Genomic DNA, 16600 nt, shown 5'->3' on the forward strand with positions numbered 1-16600 from the left:
GGGCGGGGGCGGGGGCGGGGGCGGGGGCGGGGCGGGGGCGGGGATGCAGCTACATCAGGACGTCGGTGAGGCGGCCGTTGTAGGTCTCCATCAGGGCCTCGGTGTGGACGGGGCGGCGGGTCTCGCCCTCGCGGACGACCCAGCCCTGGATTCGGCGGTGGCCCTCGGGGAGGTCGGCGCGGATCGGGTCGCGGTAGCCCTTCGGGTGGGCGGTCCAGATCCAGGTCTCGCCGCCGCCGGAGTACCGGACCTCGACGGGGTAGTCGCCGGAGATCCGCACGGCGACGTCGAGATCCCGCAGCACGAGAGACTCGCCGTCGGTCCGGTGGATTAGGAGGATGTCGAAGCCCTCGGTGCCCCAGACCAGGTGGCCGGCGTGGACGGTGCCGTCGTCGAACTCGGTGGCGAAGGCGACCCACGCGGCCTGCAGGTCGGTGATGTACGCGCTGCGGATGAAGTCCTGGTCCGCCGGCATGTGCATCGAGTCGTGGTAGAACAACCCCCGCACCGGCTGGCCCTTGATGGTCCCGCTGCCACGGAACAGGCGCGAGGTGTAGACGAGCGGCTCGTTCGCGTCGGGCATGTAGAACTGGATCGCGGGGCCGACGAGTTCGCCGTGCACGTCGAGGAATCCCGGTTCGGTCCAGCGGAACTCCGGCCCGTTGGTCGCGAGGACCGGAGAGCCGTCGGCGCGCCAGGTGCCGGTCCAGCCGTCGCGCTTCTCGGTCACGACCGGACCGACGTCGCACGCCTCGCCCTCCGGCGCCCACACGAAGTCCACCGCGTCGCGCGCCTCCGACAGGTGCATCCGCCGGCTGACGGTCTCGTACGAGCCGCGGATCGGCCACCAGTACGTGCCGTCCTCGGCGCGCAGCGTCCCGTAGGCGTAGGCCATGTTCATCGGCAGGCCGAGGATCGACCCCCACTGGCTGTGGCCGTCGGGGGAGACCATCCCGCCGACGGGCTGGAAGCCGAAACGGCCGCTCGGACGGACGGGGTGGTTCTGCCGGCCCATGAAGAACGCCTCCGGGATGACGGATCGTCAGGTCAATAATATACCTTCGGGTATATTAGGGAGTGGTTTCGGCGACGGCAAGGGGTCCACATGGCGAGAGCGGGGCGCCCCGCGGCGGACGCGCCGTCCGCGCGGGACGAGATCCTGCGGGTGGCGCGGCGCCATTTCGCCGAGTTCGGCTATGCGGCAACCAACGTCGGCGACGTCGTTGCTGCGGCCGGGGTCACCAAACCCGCGCTGTACCACCACTTCGGCAACAAGGCCGGTCTCTACGGAGCCGCGGTGACGGCGGCGATCGACGAGATCGTGACCGAGCTCGAACGACGCGTGATGCCTGAGCCCGCGGTGCTCGACCGCTTCGAGGCGACCATCGACGTCGGTATCGAGTTCATGCGCGTCGACCCCTCGCTGGCCCGCCTCGTCAGCGGTCTGGACGACGAGCTCGCGCATCACCCCGAGCTCGCGGACCTGGTCGAGCAGGCCACCCGGATCCCGGCCCTGTTTGCCGCGATGTGCGACTCCGACGACGACCTCGCGGCCCCGCGGGCCGACGTCGCGCTGATGTTCCAGGCGATCGTGTACGGCCAGATGCGCATGAGTGCACGCATCGACGCCGACCGCTACGAACAGGCCGCGAATGCGCTGCGCCTGCTCGTCCGCGGCGAACTGCGACGGACCTGACGGATCGTCAGAGGTCAGGGGCGCGGGCTCGCCTTCACGTACGCGCCGGCGTCGACGGGGAGCTGGACGCCGGTGATCCAGCGGGCCTGCTCGGAGAGCAGGAACAGGACGGCGTCGCTGATGTCGTTGGGTTCGACCCACGGGGTCGGCATCGCGTTCAGGGCCGGGAAGGCGACGCGGGCGTCGTCGGCGGTGGGGTTCTCCAGGTCCGGCCGGAACGCGCGGTACATCGGCGGGCTCTGCAGCATCGGGGTGTCGGTGTTCGTCGGGTGCACCGCGTTGACGCGGATGCTCTTCGGCGCGAGCACCTTCGCCAGGTCGTGGACGTAGCTCGCGATCGTCACCTTCGACCAGCTGTAGCCGAGCCCGCCGCCGGCGTTGCGCGACGTCCCGCCGGAGATCAGGCCGGCCAGCGACCCGGTGCACACGATCGCGCTGCCCGGCCTCAGGTGGGGGATCGCGGCGCCGACGGTGTTGAGCACCCCGCCGAGGTTCGTGTCGACGACGTCGACGAACGCCTGCGGGTCCTCGTTGCCGAGCGGACAGATCCCGGCCTGGGCGACGACGTGCGTGAGGCCGCCGAGGTCGGCGACGCCCTGCGCGACGACGTCCCGCACGGCGTTCCGGTCACGGGCGTCCGCCTGGACCAACACTGCACGCCGGTCGTGGGACTCGATGAGCTTGCGGGTCTCCTCGAGGTCGTCGAGTGTCGCCAGCGGGTACTCGTTGGTCGCGATGTCGGAGCAGATGTCGAACCCGATGATGTCCGCGCCCTCGGCGGCGAGCCGGACGGCGTGGCTGCGGCCCTGCCCCCGCGCGACGCCGGAAATCAGGACCACGGTTCCCGCGAAGCGATTCGTCATGGCAGAACTGTAGATGATTTGCGCTTCTGTCGACCAGCGCTACCGCGGCCGACAGGTCAGTCTCAGCCCGTCGGGTGCTCCGAACGGGCCGCCGTTGCGGGCCTCCATGACGAACCAGCAGCCGGAGTCCGGCGTTTTCTCACCCGCCGTCAGATTGATGGCGGGCACGAGTCCACCGAGGGTCTCCTTCTTGATCCCGTCCGCGGCCTGAAGCAGGGCGGCCGAGGTGACGGTCGGCGAGACCTTGGCGACCTCGTCGAGGAACCGCTCGAAGAGCACCCCGGACGTCCAGCCCAGCGGCACCGCCGGCCCGGGTGCGCGCAGCCCGCCGTAACGCTCGAACGAGGTCAGGTAGCGCTGAAAGGCGGCGTTCTGGGCGTCCTTGCCGGTCAGGCAGCAGAACGGCATCGTCGGCATCTGCAGCCGGATGTTGCCGAGCCCGGGCTTGGTCGCGGTGTCGGCGTACACGCTCGCGTACAGCTGCACCCAGACCGGGTTGAACCCCTGCCGGGCGCAGGATTGGCCCATCCGCTGCAGACCGGACGGGTCGACGATCGCCGACACCACGGTCACGCCGGCGGCCTTCATCGCGGTGCACTCGCTCGTGAAGTCGAGTTGGGTCAGGCTGAACTGCTTGGCGTAGGCGAGGTCGAGGCCGTTCCGCCTCGCGAAGCCGTCGTCGACCATCCAGCGGCGGCCGTTGGCGCAGGCGGAGGCCTCCTGGCAGTACAGGAACGCGAACTTCTTGTTCGCCGTCCCCGCCTTGGCCGCCTCCTGCGCGATGGCCCAGACGCTGGTCTCCGGCGCCGCGCACTGGTTGAAGAACACCGGGGAGGAGTTGTAGACGTACGTCCCGCAGTCGCCGCCGATCGACGGCACGCGCTTGCTCTCCAGGTACGAGCGATAGCCGGCGGCGGTCAGTGTCGCCATCCCGCCGACCAGGGCGACGGCGCCGTCGTTCTCGACGCACGCGCGGACGTGCGAGAGCGCCACGTTGGGGTCCGAGTTCGAGTCCCGGACGATCAGCCGGATGCGGTGACCGTGCACCCCGCCGCGGCTGTTCACGTCACCCACCCAGGCCTGCAGGCCGTTCACGCCCTGCGCGATCGCCGCACCCGCCGGGCCGCCCATCTCGGAGACCGAGCAGATGGTGATCGGCTGGTTGTCGGTCTTCGGTGCCGCCGGCGCCGTCCGGTCCGCCGCGGTCCTCGCCCCGCCGGTGCCGGGTGTCGGAGTCGGCGCCGCGCCCCCGACCGTGCCGCCGGCCGGGGCCGCCGAACTCGTGGGGGCGGCGACAGCCGGATCGACGGCCGCGGCGGCCCCGGACGCGGGGACGGGCGCCCCGACGACGTCCGCCGGTTCCGCCGCCGGCGCGTCCGGGGCGACGACGGACGCGGTGCCGGGGTTGAGGGCGATCAGTTCGTCCTGGGACAGCCGGGAGCCGCACCCGGTGAGCAGCGCCAGTGCCAGCACCACCGGGAGACCGGGGTGCCGCCGCACCCCGAACGAAGAACGGAAACGGGCTCCATGTCCCACCGTGCGACCGTAGCGCCGCGCGGACCCCGAACGGAAGAGAAACTGTAGATGATTTGCGCTCTTCTGGGTTACGGTACGCGGCATGGGTACGCATCGGGTCGCGGTGTGGGGCACCGGCGACGTGGGGCACTTCGTCCTGCGGGGCGTCCTGCAACGCCCCGACCTCGACCTCGTCGGCCTGCGGGTCTGGAACCCGGAGAAGGCCGGCCGCGACGCCGGCGACTTCCTCGGCTGGGACGTGACCGGCGTGGCCGCGACCACCTCGACCGCGGAGATCCTCGCCGCGCGCCCGGACGTGCTGATCCACTGCGGACCGTCGCGCAACGTCGAGGGACTGCCGGAGTTCCTCGCCGCCGGCGTCAACGTCGTCACCCTCGGCTCTGCGCGCCTCGCACATCCGGCGTCAGCTCCGGCCGAGCTGCGCGACCCGCTCGCCGCCGCCTGCGCCGCCGGCGGATCGACGCTGTTCTACGGCGGCATCGACCCCGGCTTCGCGGCGCACACGTTGCCGGTCACACTCTCGGCGATCTGCGAGCGGATCGACTTGCTGACCTCCTACGAGGTCCGCGACTACGACCCGCTGCCGCTGCATCAGCTCGACTACTTCAACTTCGGTCGCGAGACCACCGACGGCGCGCGCTTCTTCACCCCCGGCGGCATCCGCGGGACGTGGGAGTCGCCGCTGCGGCTGATCGCCGAAGCACTCGGTCAGGAGCTCGACGACATCGTCGAGTTCCACGAGACCGCGCCGGCGCCGGAGGACTTCGAGGTCCCGGCGATGCCGATCCCGAAGGGCTCGATCGCCGCGGTGCGCTTCGGTCTGCGCGGAATCATCGACGGCGTCGAGCGGATCCGCATCGAGCACGTGAACCGGCTGCGGCGCGACCTGGCGCCGGAGTGGATGGTGCGGCAGGGCTACGGCGTCCACGTCGAGGGGTCGCCGCGCTACCACCTGCACCTCGACCTCGAAGACCCCGACGGCGTCCAGCCCCGCCCCGCGCTGTGGGGGACGGCGATGTACATGGTCAACGCCGTGCCCGCGGTCGTCGCCGCGGCGCCCGGCCTCGTCACCGTCCTCGATCTTCCGATCATCCGCGGCGCCACCGTCGGTGGCGAGCACCGCCCGGCCGCCTGGGGCCTGAGTGAACGCATCCGCCGCGGCGAGACCCGAACGACTGGAGCGCACTGAATGGTCACCCTGGTTCCGCAGCGTCGCGGCGACTTCAACCACCAGACGGTGGTGTCCGCGATCGAGGTCAACTTCCGCGAGATGCTCCCGACGTGGACGTACGGACCGCTGATCCAGGACGGCCTGTACCTGTACGGCTCGTTCCGCACCGCCGAGGGCAAGCTGCACACGCTGCTGCGCAAGGTCGCGAGCGAACTGTCCTACGGACTCGTGCTCAACGTCAGTGACGGGACGGCGCTGCAGACGTCCCCGCGACAGCCCGACGCCTTCCGCGGCGGGTCGGTGCGCTTCAGTGCGGACGACGACCACTTCCGGATGCACGTGGGCATGGCTCGCTCGCCGGGGGAGCCGTTCCTGCTCGAGGTGACGAAGGATCGGGCGCAGTACAAGGTGGTGTGGGACGAGGGTGACATCCTCCACCTGGAAGGCTTCATCGTCGGCAACGCCGGGGTCCAGATGTACGACCCGATGCGCGACGGCGGGAACCTCTACTGCTCGTACATGATCCGCGCGAGCGGGCACATCCTCGGCGAGGCCGTCGAGGGTTTCTTCGGCTTCGACCAGCAGCACCTGCGGCCGGGCACGATCTGGCGCACCGCGCCGTACTTCAACGAGCTCGAGATCGCCTGGCACACGATGACGACCGAGTACGACGACGGCACCATCGAGGTCGGCCAGATCTGTCACGGCGGCAAGGACTGGGGCTTCGCCGTGATGCTCAATCAGGACGGGCCGTTCAAGCTCACCACCGACGTCACGTCGAAGATCACCTTCGGCGACGACGAGTTCCCGCGGAAGGTCGAGTACTTGATCGACGGTGAGGAGTGGGACTGGGTTGCCTCACCCGACGGCACCATGCCGTACTACGCGAAGGACCCGACGTACCGGCCGTGCGACGGCACGACCACCCGCAAGGGCGAGACGCGCAAGGTCGTCTGTGCGGCGGGCTTCCTCGACGCCTTCAACGACGGGCGTTCCTAGATGACCGACCTGCGCACCTGGATCCGTGAGGCGGACGACCGCGCGTACAGCGAGCACCTCGCGAAGGCGGAGGAGGCCTCGCCGCGGGCGCAGGTGGCCGAGTTCCACCGGCCGATCGCCGAGGCCCGCGCGCGCTGCCCGGTCCAGCCGCACAGCCAGTCGACGCTCGTCGGCTTCGAGGACTACCGCAAAGCGATGTCGGTCTTCTCCGAGCGTCCGGTGTTCGCGCTGATCGGCCACGGCGAGACCAAGCGCGGTTTCATGGACACCGAGGTGTTCTCGTCCTCGATCCACAACGAGACCATCGCGCAGGTGTGGGGCGAGACGTTGCTCGGCATGGACGGCGAGCAGCACCGCAAGTACCGCAACACCATCGCGTCCGCCTTTCGCAAGTCGGTGCTCGACCGGTGGGAGCGCGACGCGGTCGTCCCGATCGTCGAGGGGCTCATCGACCGGTTCGCCGGGCGCGGCCGCGCCGACCTGATCGGTGAGTTCACGCTGCTGTTTCCGGTCTACGTCGTCGCGGAGATGCTCGGCCTGCCGCGCGCGGACGTCCCGAAGTTCACGTCGTGGGCGGCGGACACGATCACGATCTTCTTCGACCCGCGGACGGCGCTGGCTGCCTCCGCCGCGCTGCAGACCTACCTCGACGCCGCGATCTCCGAGCGCCGCGCGGCCCCGGGCGACGACCTGATCAGTCTGCTGATCGAGGCCGAGATCGAGGGCCAGCGCCTGACCAATCAGGAGATCGTCAACTTCTGCCGGATCCTGCTGCCGGCCGGAGCCGAGACCACGGCGCGATCGACCGGCAGCCTGCTGCTCGGCCTGCTCTCACACCCCGAGCAGTTGGAGATGGTCCGCGCCGACGTCGCGGCCGGGTCGACGGAGGTCGCCGAGCGCGCGATCGAGGAGGCGCTGCGGTGGGAGCCGCCGCTGACGTCGGTCAACCGGATCACGACGCAGGAGACCGAGGTCGCAGGGGTGCCGATCCCCGCGGGTGCGATCGTCGAGTGCAACATGAGCGGCGCGAACCGGGATCCCGCGGTCTGGCCCGACCCCGACCGCTTCGACATCACGCGCCCGTCCGCGCAGCACCTGGCGTTCGCCGCCGGCCCGCACCACTGCCTCGGCGTGCACCTGGCCCGCGCCGAGTCGCGCGTCGCGCTGACGACGCTGCTGCGCCGCCTGCCGGGACTGCGGCTCGACCCCGACGTCCCGCGGCCCGAGGCGCTCGGCCTCGGCTTCCGCTCGCCGCGCACGCTGCCGGTGATCTTCGAGGCGTCATGAGCGGCCTGCCGGTGCCCCCGCCGCTGGGGACCGCGATGCTCCCGGCGGGGACGTTCGCCGGGCAGGTCGTCGCCGTCACCGGGGGCGGCACCGGGCTGGGCAAGGCGATCGCGGTCGAGTTCGCGCGGCTCGGCGCCGCGGTCGCGGTGCTCTCCCGCAAGCCCGAGCACCACGCGAAGGGCGTCGCGGCGATCGAGGTGGTCGGGGCCAAGGCGGGCGCGTTCGCCGTCGACGTTCGCGACCCCGAGGCGATCGCCGTCGCGTTCGACGAGGTCGAGGCCGCGCTCGGACCCGTCGACGTGCTGGTGAACAACGCGGCCGGGAACTTCCCGCAGCCGGCGGAGGACATCAGCCCGCGCGGCTGGCGGGCCGTCACCGACATCGTGCTCGACGGGACGTTCTTCGCCAGCACGGAGTTCGCGCGTCGTGCGCGCGCCGGCGGCCGGCCCGGTGCGGTGTTGAACATCGCCGCCACCTACGCCTGGACCGGCGGTCCCGGCACCGCGCACTCGGCGGCGGCCAAGGCGGGCGTCGTGAATCTGACGCAGTCTCTGGCGGTCGAGTGGGCGCCGGACGGGATCCGCGTCAACGGCCTCGCGCCGGGCCTGTTCCCGCACGAGGACGTCCCGCCGCAGATGCGGGCGGACACCCCGGAGGGCCTGGCCTCGCTCGCGCGCACCGTGCCTGCGGGACGGGTCGGCTCGCCGCACGAACTCGGCTGGGCGGCGACGTTTCTCTGCTCGCCGTACGCGGCGTACCTGACGGGCCACACGCTCGTGCTCGACGGCGGCAACTGGTTGCGCCGCGGCCTGCGCATGCCCGACTTCCTCCCGGTGCGGGAGCAGTTCCCGCCGCCGCCCGACGCGAAGGACCGCTCGTGAGCGAACGTCCGCCCCTGCCCGGCACGCCCCCGCAGCGGCTCTACCACGGTCGGCCGATCGAGCCCTACCGGCTCGGCGTGATCGTCGACCTGCCCGAGCACCCGGGTCTGTCCGACGCGTTCCCGGACATGGCCCAGTTCGCCCTCGACGAGGCGCACGCGCGCGGCATCGTCGAACGACCGGTCGAGCTCGTCGTGCGCGAGGTGTACGGCCAGCCGTGGACGAATTCCCACGCCCTGCGCCGCGTCTACCGCGAGCTCGCCGAGCAGGACGTCCTCGGCGTCATCGGCCCGTTCACGACCGACAACTCGCTCTCGGTCCTCGACCTCACCGAGGAACTGCGGCTGCCGACGATCTCGATCTGCGGGACGCTGCACTGGCGCGGGCCGTTCGCGTTCGCGGTCGCCAACGGCGGCCTGGCCGACGAGCCGTACGTGATGGCGCCGTGGCTCGCGCAGCACGGCCACCGCCGCGTCGCGGTCCTGCGCGAGCGGACGCAGATCGGCGAGGAGTACGCCGAGCACTTCCGCCGCGCGATCGCGCAGTACGGCATCGCCGTCGTCGCCGAGCCGCCGGTGTACCCGTCGATCCACGTCGAGGAACTGGCGACGGTGCTGGAGGAGTGCCGCGCCGCCGACCCCGACGCGCTCGTGTACCTCGGCCTCGGCGGCGTCAACCAGACCGTCCGCCCGGCGCTGGAGAAGATCGGCTGGGACCCGCCGCGGATCCAGACCACCGCGTACGTGTCCGCCGGGTACAGCGAGGAGCGGGCCCGGCGCATCGAGGGCTGGGTCGGCGTCGATCAGTACTCCGAGGACAACACCGTCTACGCCGCGGTGCTCGACCGGTTCGAGGCGCGGTACGGCTACCGGCCGGCGAACAGCGGCGGCACGTGCGGCTACGACATCGGGCACTGCTTCGCCGTCGGTCTCGGCCGGATGCGGACCGCGAGTCCGTGGGGCCTGCGCGACGGTCTCGAGACGATCCGTCGCCTGCCGGCGTGCACCGGTGGCCCGGGGACGTCGATCACCTTCGGGCCCGAGGACCACCGCGGGCTCAAGGGTCCCGATTTCCTGATCCTCCGTCGGTCCGTTGACGGACGCAGCGTTCTGGAGGGCACGGCGCCGGTCTCGGGGTGGGACCAGCCGTCATGAGGGTCCTCGTCACCGGGGCGAGCGGCGCGTTCGGAGCGCCGCTGTGCGAGGCGCTGGTCGCCGGGGGAGTCGAGGTGCTCGGCATGGCTCGGCGCCGGCCGGCCGACTTCCCGGCGGGCGCCGAGTTCGTCACCGGCGACATCCAGGACGCGGACGCCGTCGACGCCGCGGTGGCCAAGGTCGACCGGGTCGTGCACCTCGCCTGGTTCATGGGCGTGGCCAAGGACCGGGAAGCGGCGGAGCGCATCAACCTCGGCGGCACCCGCAACGTCATCGCGGCGGCGCGACGGCACGGGACCGAGAAGCTGATCTTCTCCTCGTCGGTCACCGCCTACGGCGTGACGCCGGGTCACGGGCCGTACCGCGAGGACGACGAACGCCGGCCGGACCCGGAACTGCAGTACGCCCACCACAAGATGGTCGTCGAGGACGAGCTGCTCGCCAGTGGCGTCCCGTTGGCGATGGTCCGGCCGAACATCGTGATCGGCCGCAGCGTGTCCTCGATGTCGGTCGCGGTCCTCGCGACGCCTGTGCTCGTCGGCGTCCGCGGCGAGGAGAACCCGTTCCAGTTCGTCCACCAGGACGACGTGATGCGCTTCCTCTACGCGGTGACGACGGGGGAGCGCACCGGTCTGGTCAACCTCGCCGACTCCGGGACCGTGAGCCTCGAGCGCGTCGGCGAGATCCTCGGGCGGCGCGTGGTGCGGTTCCCCGCCGGGATGCTCGGCCGCAGCATGGACGTGATGTTCCGGCTCGGGCTCAGCGACGTCGACAGCGTCGCGCTCGACATGCTTCAGGAGTTCCCGGTCGCCGACACCACCGCGCTGCGCGAGCAGTGGGGGTTCCGGACGACCTGGTCGATGGAGGACGCGCTGCGCGACACCCGGCGGGCGATCGCGGGCGTCAACGTCCTCGGGACGAGGTCGGTCCGGCGCCGTGACGCCCCGGTGCTGCCGCCGGTGGGTGGCGCGCCGGGCTCCGCGGCGAACCTCGCGCCGGCGGTGGTCCGGACGGTCTCCGACGTCCTGCCGCCCTCGCCGTTCCGCGACGACCTGCTCGCCCGCGGGGGCGGGGGTTGGGCGCAGCGGCGGAGTCATGACCGGCGACTCGTCGCGGTGTGGGCGCAGCGCGAGGCCGCGTTGCTGCTCGGGCCGCGGCCGGGGACCGACGACCCGCAGGTCGCGGTGGGCCGGGTGCACCAGCTCGGGGACCTGCTCGTCGACCTCGTCGCGCTGGCGACCGACGAACCCGCGGCGCTGCCGCAGCTCCGCGCGGTGGCCGAGGCTTTGGAGCGCGCGGTACCGGCGCTCGCGGGTGCGGTGGACCGCGAGCCGTGGACGGCCTCGCTGGGGGAGCTCGTCGCCGCGGTGCGGACGGGTCCGACGGCGTGGCAGTGAGCGGTACCGCCGCCGTCGCGGACTTCGCCGCGCTGGTGGCGCAGGAACTCCCCGCGCACCGGCGCGAACATCCGGCCGACGACTGGGCCTCGCGGGTCGCCTGGCAGCGGCGGCTGCACGCCCACGGCTGGGCGGCGCCGGGGTGGCCGGTCGAGCACGGGGGTCGCGGTCTCGGGGCGGCGGAACGGGTCGCGGTCGAGGCAGTCCTCGCGCGGGCGGGGGCGCCGATGGTCGCGGGCGTGCTGGGCATCAACAACGTCGCGCCGGCGCTGATGGCGTTCGGGACGCCGGAACAGGTCGCGCACCTGCCCGCGATCCTCGACGCGACCGAGATCTGGTGCCAGGGCTTCAGCGAGCCGGAGGCGGGGAGCGACCTCGCCTCGCTGCGCACGCGTGCCCGCCGCGACGGCGACGAGTACGTGATCGACGGTCAGAAAGTGTGGACCTCGCAGGGCGTCGAGGCGACGCACTGCCAGCTGCTGGTCCGCACCGACCCGGACGCCCCGGCGCACAAGGGGATCTCGGCGCTGCTGGTGCCGATGGACGCCCGGGGCGTCACGGCTCGTCCGCTGCGGCAGGCCAACGGCGCGACCGAGTTCGCGGAGGTGTTCTTCGACGGCGTCCGCGTCCCGGCGTCGGCGCTGCTCGGCGCCGAGAACGACGGGTGGCGCGTCACGATGACGACGCTCGCCCACGAACGCTCGGGCCAGGTCGCACTCGCCCAGGCCGTCGAGGCGGACCTGCGCCGCGCGCTGGCCGCACTGGGCCGCCCGCTCGACGCGATCGAGCGCGACCTCGTCGGCCGCCGCCTCGCCGAGGCCCGCGTCGCCGGGCTGATGGGGGAGCGGGCCCTGCTCGCCGAGCAGCCCGGTCCCGCCCAGTCGGTCGTGAAGCTGGCGTGGAGCGTCGCCCGGCAGCGGATGACCGAGACCGTCCAGGACCTCTCCGGCCCCGACGGTCTGCTCGCGAACCCCGCCTCGGGGGAGTACCTCTACGGCCGCGCCGCCACCATCGCCGCCGGGACCACCGAGATCGTCAGGGACCTCCTCGCCGACCGCGTCCTCGGCCTCCCCCGCCGCTGAGGTCCCCCCGTTGAGGGCCCCTCGGTTTCGCCGTCCCGCCGCCGCTGTCAAGAAAGGGTGACACCCCTTACTGCGCAGTAAGGGGTGTCACCCTTTCTTTTCCACAGGCCGCCGTCGAACGAGGGGTGTCACCCCTTAGTGCATTGACTAAGGGGTGCCACCCCTTGCTGAGCGCGTGGGGGAGTCAGCCGGCGTGCCACTGGACGGTCTTGAGCTCGGTGAACTCGTCGAGGGCGCCTTCGCCGAGCTCGCGGCCGAGGCCGCTGCGGCGCCAGCCGCCGAAGGGGGCCCAGGGGCTCATGCCGCCGGTCCCGCCGTTGATGGAGACGTTGCCGGTGCGGAGGCGGCAGGCGAGGTCGTACGCGCGGGCGGGGTCGCCGAAGACCGCGCCGGACAGGCCGTACTTCGAGTCGTTCGCGATGGCGACGGCCTCGTCGTCGGTGTCGAACGGGATCGCGACCAGCACCGGGCCGAAGATCTCGTCCTGGGCGACGGGGCTGGAGTTGTCGAGCCCGGTGACGAGCGTCGGGCGGTAGTAGAAGCCGCGGTCGAGGCCCTCCGGACGGGTGCCGCCGGCGACGACCTCACCACCGCCGGAGCGGGCGAGCTCGACGTAGGACTCGACCCGCGCGCGCTGCGACTCGCGGATCAGCGGGCCCATCACGGTCGACGGGTCGCGGGGGTCGCCGACCGTCACCTTGTCGAGCCCGCCGGCGAGCATGCCGACGTACTCGTCGAAACGGCTGCGGTGGACGAGGTGACGGGTCCACAGTGCGCAGCCCTGGCCGGAGAACGTCGCGGCCTGCGCGACGCCGCCGGCGACGGCCTGCGCGAGGTCGGCCTCCGGCAGCACGATCATCGCGGACTTGCCACCGAGCTCGAGGAGCACGCGCTTCATCGTCGGCGCGGCCTGGACGAGGATCTGCTCGCCGACGGCGTCGGAACCCGTGAACGTGACGGCGTCGACGCGGGGGTCGGTCGTCAGCTGCTGCGCGACCTCCAGCCCGCCGGTGACGACGTTCAGCACGCCCGGCGGGAGCTCGGCCTCCTCGGCGGCCTTCGCGATGAGCAACGCCTCCAGCGGCGTGTAGGGCGACGGCTTGAGCACCAGCGTGCAGCCCGCGGCCAGCGCCGGCGCCAGCTTCATGACGTTGAGGAAGAACGGCGCGTTGAACGGCGTGATCGCCGAGACGACACCGATCGGCTCGCGTCGCAGGACGCCCGACCCGAGGACGCGGCCGTGCCGGCCGGTGATGGTCGTCGCCGGCAGCGGGGTCTCCGGCCGCCAGCCGTGCAGGTGCTCGACGAACCACTCGAGGTGGCGCAGGGGAGTGTCCACCTGTGCGCGCCGCGCGGTCATGGCTGAGGTGCCGACCTCGTCGATGACGACGTCGGCGATCGCGTCGGCCCAGTCGGTGAAGACGCCGAGCAGACGCTCCAGCGCCGCGCCTCGCTGACGGGGCGTCAGCTGCGGCCACGGGCCGGTGTCGAAGGCGCGGCGGGCGGCGGCGAGGGCGAGGTCGGTCTCGGCCGTCCCGCCGACCGGCGCCGTCGCGATCGCGGCCTCCGTCGCGGGGTTCAGCACCGGTTCGCTGTTCGCGGTGGGCACCCAGCGTCCGTCGACGTACAGGCCGTCGAAAACGCGCAGGTCCGGGGCCGCAGCCGCCATCGGTCCTCCTCGAAGTCCGCTAATCATTTACACTCTAACCCGTGCCGGCATCCGCGGAACGTCTCGTCGCGGTGGTCGGTGCGGGCCCCGCGGGGCTGGCCGTCGTCGAGGCCCTGCTGGCCCGGTCGACCTCCTCGCTCGCCGTCGCATGGCTCGAGCGCTCGCCCCGTCCGGACGCGATGCTCCGCCACGGCCCGGCTCCCGGGCCCGCGGTGCTCCGCGGCGTCGCGCACCGGCTCGCCGCCGTCCTCGCCGACCCGCGGGTGCGCTTCCGCGGAAACGTCTCGGTCGGAACCGATCTCTCCTGGAACGAGTTGTGTGACCGCTGCACCGCGGTCGTCGCCGCCACCGGCGCCCCGGCCGACCGGCCGCTGGCGATCCCCGGCGCGGACGCGGTCGGCGTCGGGACGCTCACCTATCTGCGCGCTGCCCGCGCGGGGAGCGCGGACACGTACACGCCGGCGATCGATCCCGTCGTCGACACCGCCGTGGCCCTCGAACCCACCGCGGCCGACGTGTCGGACCTGCTCGCCGAGGTTCCGCGGGTCGAGCTGCTCGCCGGCGTCGAGCTCGTCGGCATCGTCGGGCGCAACCGGGCCCGCGCGGTGCGCGTCGCCGAGCGCGGCCCCGACGGCCGCCTGCACATCCGCGACCAGCGCGCACAACTGGTCCTGCGTCCCCATGACCCCGGGGCCGGCGACGCCCTGCCCGCCGACGTCCTGCGCGCGGGTTGGGCGGGTCGCGACCCGGTCGCCGGCGGGTCGCACCGCGAGGACGCCGCGGCCGTCGCCGACGCCGTCCTCGGCGCCGACCCCGTCCCGGCCGCCGGACTCCCGGACCTGGGCACCGGCCTCGGGTCCTGGGACCCGATCGCCGAGGTAAAGACGCTGCTCGCCCGGTTCGCGGGGGAGGGGACGCGGCCGCTGGCCGACTACGACGCCCTGCTCGCGGACGCCGACGACGACTGAGGGCCCTGCACAAACTGCGTGAATCATTTACACTGTTGTCCATGCCGCTGCAGGACTGGATGAAGCTCGTGTCGGTCGACGACCACGCGATCGAGACCGCCGACGTCTGGACCTCGCGGGTCCCGGCGAAGTACGGCGACGCGATCCCGCACGTCGAGGAGGTCGAGGTCGACGCGGCCCGGCTGCAGCTCGGCGCCACGGCGCACGGCCGGGTGCAGACGTGGGTGTACGCCGGCAAGCAGTACCCGCAGATCGGCCTCAACGCCGTCGCCGGCAAGGATCCGCGCACGTGGGACGTCGAGCCCGCCCGCTACGACGACATGCGCCCCGGCTGCTACGACCCGGTCGCCCGGCTCGCGGACATGGACGCCGACGGCGTCTGGGCCCAGCTCTGCTTCCCGAGCTTCGCGCGCTTCGCCGGCACCCGTTTCCTCGAGGGGAACGACCGCGACCTCGCGCTCGACTGCATCCGCGCCTGGAACGACTGGATGCTCCAGGAGTGGTGCGGCGCGGCGCCGGACCGCTACGTGCCGGTCTGCGTCCTGCCGCTGTGGGACGTGCAGGCCTGCGTGACCGAACTCCGCCGTGCGATCGAGCTCGGCGCGCGCTGCATCTCGTTCCCGGAGAACTGCTCGCCGCTCGGCCTCCCGTCGTTCCACACCGACCACTGGGACCCGCTGTTCGCCCTCGCCCAGGAGGCCGGGACGCCGCTGATGATGCACTTCGGCACCTCGGGCCGGACGCCGTTCGTCAGCCCGGACGCACCCACGCCCGTGACGATCGCTCAGATGGGCCTGAACAGCATGTCGGCGATGGCGGATCTCCTGCTGTCGCGAACGTTCCACCAGTTCCCCTCGCTCAAGGTCGCCTTCGCCGAGGGCGGCACGGGCTGGATCCCGTACATGCTCGAGCGCATCGACCAGGTCTGGGAGCGGCACCGCTGGTACTCCGGCGTCGACGTGGAGACGCGTCCCTCGACGCTGTTCGCCCGCAACGTCTGGGGCTGCTTCATCTCCGACCAGGCGGGCATCGACTTCCGCCACCGCATCGGCGTCGACCGCATCACCTACGAGAGCGACTACCCGCACTCGGACAGCCTGTGGCCGCACTCGCGCAAGCACCTGGCCGAGGCGCTGATCGACGTCCCCGACGACGAGGCGCACCGCATCGTCGAGCTCAACGCCTGCGAGCTCCTCGGCTGGCGGCCCTGGGCCGAGTCGGCATGACCCCGTCGGCGCCGGTCGCGCTGATGTGCGACTACGCCGGTGTCCTGACGACGTCGATGTATGGCGCCGCCCAGCAGGTCTGCGCCGAGCTCGGCGTCGACTACCCGCACTTCCGGGCGGCGCTGCGCGCGCTGCGCGACGTCGACGACCCGGTCGAACGGATCGAGCGCGGCGAACTCGTCCGCGAGGAGTTCCTGAAGCACTTCCACGTCCAGCTGACCGCGGCGCTCGGCGGTGTCGACGGTGAGCGCTTCCTCGACCGGATGGGCGAGCTGATCCAGCCCGAGCCGCGCATGAACGCGGCCGTCGCGCAGCTCCGCGCCGCGGGGGTTCCCGTCGCGCTGGTCAGCAACAGCTGGGGCAACGAGTACCCGCCCGAGGTGCTCGCCCGCTTCGACGTCGTGGTCGTCTCCGGCGAGGTCGGGATGCGCAAGCCCGACCCGGAGATCTTCGAGCTCGCCGCCAAGCAGCTCGGCGTCGAGCCCGCGCAGTGCGTCTTCGTCGACGACTTCGAGGTGAACACCGCCGGCGCCGCGGCGCTCGGGATCCGCACGATCCTCCACGAGGACGTGGATGCGACGCTCCGTCAGCTCTCCGCCTGGTTCGGCGTCCCGCTCGACGTCTGACGCCCCACCCGTCCCCGTAGGGGTGACACCCTTTCTGGCGCCAGA

At 72.3% G+C, this 16600-nt stretch carries 15 protein-coding genes; 11 read left to right on the plus strand and 4 right to left on the minus strand.

The annotated features are described in order from the left end of the window. Positions 1 to 49: 49 nt before the first annotated feature. A complete protein-coding gene (locus ABD401_RS09295; protein WP_344603906.1) occupies positions 50 to 1015 on the minus strand; it encodes a hypothetical protein in 966 nt (321 codons plus the stop codon). A 90-nt stretch (positions 1016 to 1105) separates the two neighbouring features. Between ABD401_RS09295 and ABD401_RS09300 the strand changes: the two genes are divergently transcribed. Beyond that, entirely contained in the window at positions 1106 to 1696 is a 591-nt protein-coding gene (locus ABD401_RS09300) for a TetR/AcrR family transcriptional regulator (protein WP_344603908.1), read from the plus strand. Between the two features lie 14 nt (positions 1697 to 1710). On the opposite strand, the gene ABD401_RS09305 is transcribed toward ABD401_RS09300, so the two are convergent. Beyond that, positions 1711 to 2559 carry a mycofactocin-coupled SDR family oxidoreductase gene (locus tag ABD401_RS09305; RefSeq protein WP_344603910.1) on the minus strand — a complete coding sequence of 283 codons (849 nt, stop codon included), beginning with the start codon at positions 2557 to 2559 and terminating at the stop codon, positions 1711 to 1713. 39 nt (positions 2560 to 2598) lie between these two features. Further along, complete coding sequence (locus ABD401_RS09310; protein ID WP_344603912.1) at positions 2599 to 4035, minus strand: ABC transporter substrate-binding protein; 1437 nt, start codon at positions 4033 to 4035, stop codon at positions 2599 to 2601. Between the two features lie 142 nt (positions 4036 to 4177). Between ABD401_RS09310 and ABD401_RS09315 the strand changes: the two genes are divergently transcribed. From ABD401_RS09315 to ABD401_RS09345, 7 genes are read left to right on the plus strand one after another with little or no spacing between them, the layout of a single operon-like run. Continuing rightward, on the plus strand, positions 4178 to 5284 hold the full coding sequence (locus ABD401_RS09315) for an NAD(P)H-dependent amine dehydrogenase family protein (RefSeq protein ID WP_344603914.1): 1107 nt from the start codon (positions 4178 to 4180) through the stop codon (positions 5282 to 5284). Next, positions 5285 to 6265, plus strand: coding sequence for a hypothetical protein (locus tag ABD401_RS09320; RefSeq protein ID WP_344603916.1), 981 nt, complete (start codon positions 5285 to 5287; stop codon positions 6263 to 6265). It abuts the gene before it with no gap. Continuing rightward, the gene (locus ABD401_RS09325) at positions 6266 to 7552 is read left to right on the plus strand and encodes a cytochrome P450 (RefSeq protein WP_344603918.1); all 1287 of its coding nucleotides are present in this window, start codon (positions 6266 to 6268) and stop codon (positions 7550 to 7552) included. It abuts the gene before it with no gap. Continuing rightward, entirely contained in the window at positions 7549 to 8433 is an 885-nt protein-coding gene (locus ABD401_RS09330; protein WP_344603920.1) for an SDR family oxidoreductase, read from the plus strand. The genes ABD401_RS09325 and ABD401_RS09330 overlap by 4 nt, the downstream gene beginning before the upstream one ends. Further along, the gene (locus ABD401_RS09335; RefSeq protein WP_344603922.1) at positions 8430 to 9587 is read left to right on the plus strand and encodes an ABC transporter substrate-binding protein; all 1158 of its coding nucleotides are present in this window, start codon (positions 8430 to 8432) and stop codon (positions 9585 to 9587) included. Before ABD401_RS09330 ends, ABD401_RS09335 begins: the two co-directional genes overlap by 4 nt. Further along, entirely contained in the window at positions 9584 to 10984 is a 1401-nt protein-coding gene (locus ABD401_RS09340) for an NAD-dependent epimerase/dehydratase family protein (protein ID WP_344603924.1), read from the plus strand. Before ABD401_RS09335 ends, ABD401_RS09340 begins: the two co-directional genes overlap by 4 nt. Beyond that, on the plus strand, positions 10975 to 12066 hold the full coding sequence (locus tag ABD401_RS09345; protein WP_344603926.1) for an acyl-CoA dehydrogenase family protein: 1092 nt from the start codon (positions 10975 to 10977) through the stop codon (positions 12064 to 12066). The genes ABD401_RS09340 and ABD401_RS09345 overlap by 10 nt, the downstream gene beginning before the upstream one ends. A gap of 184 nt (positions 12067 to 12250) precedes the next feature. On the opposite strand, the gene ABD401_RS09350 is transcribed toward ABD401_RS09345, so the two are convergent. Beyond that, positions 12251 to 13735 carry an aldehyde dehydrogenase family protein gene (locus tag ABD401_RS09350; RefSeq protein WP_344603928.1) on the minus strand — a complete coding sequence of 495 codons (1485 nt, stop codon included), beginning with the start codon at positions 13733 to 13735 and terminating at the stop codon, positions 12251 to 12253. Positions 13736 to 13776: 41 nt separating this feature from the next. Here ABD401_RS09350 and ABD401_RS09355 point away from each other — a divergent pair, with 41 nt between their 5' ends. From ABD401_RS09355 to ABD401_RS09365, 3 genes are read left to right on the plus strand one after another with little or no spacing between them, the layout of a single operon-like run. Continuing rightward, complete coding sequence (locus tag ABD401_RS09355; protein ID WP_344603930.1) at positions 13777 to 14703, plus strand: ferredoxin--NADP reductase domain-containing protein; 927 nt, start codon at positions 13777 to 13779, stop codon at positions 14701 to 14703. A 41-nt stretch (positions 14704 to 14744) separates the two neighbouring features. Continuing rightward, positions 14745 to 15929, plus strand: a complete 1185-nt coding sequence (locus ABD401_RS09360) for an amidohydrolase family protein (protein ID WP_344603932.1) — start codon at positions 14745 to 14747, stop codon at positions 15927 to 15929. Beyond that, positions 15926 to 16555 carry an HAD family hydrolase gene (locus ABD401_RS09365; protein WP_344603934.1) on the plus strand — a complete coding sequence of 210 codons (630 nt, stop codon included), beginning with the start codon at positions 15926 to 15928 and terminating at the stop codon, positions 16553 to 16555. The genes ABD401_RS09360 and ABD401_RS09365 overlap by 4 nt, the downstream gene beginning before the upstream one ends. Positions 16556 to 16600: the final 45 nt, after the last annotated feature.

The organism is Sporichthya brevicatena (assembly GCF_039525035.1).
Classification (GTDB): Bacteria; Actinomycetota; Actinomycetes; order Sporichthyales; family Sporichthyaceae; genus Sporichthya; species Sporichthya brevicatena.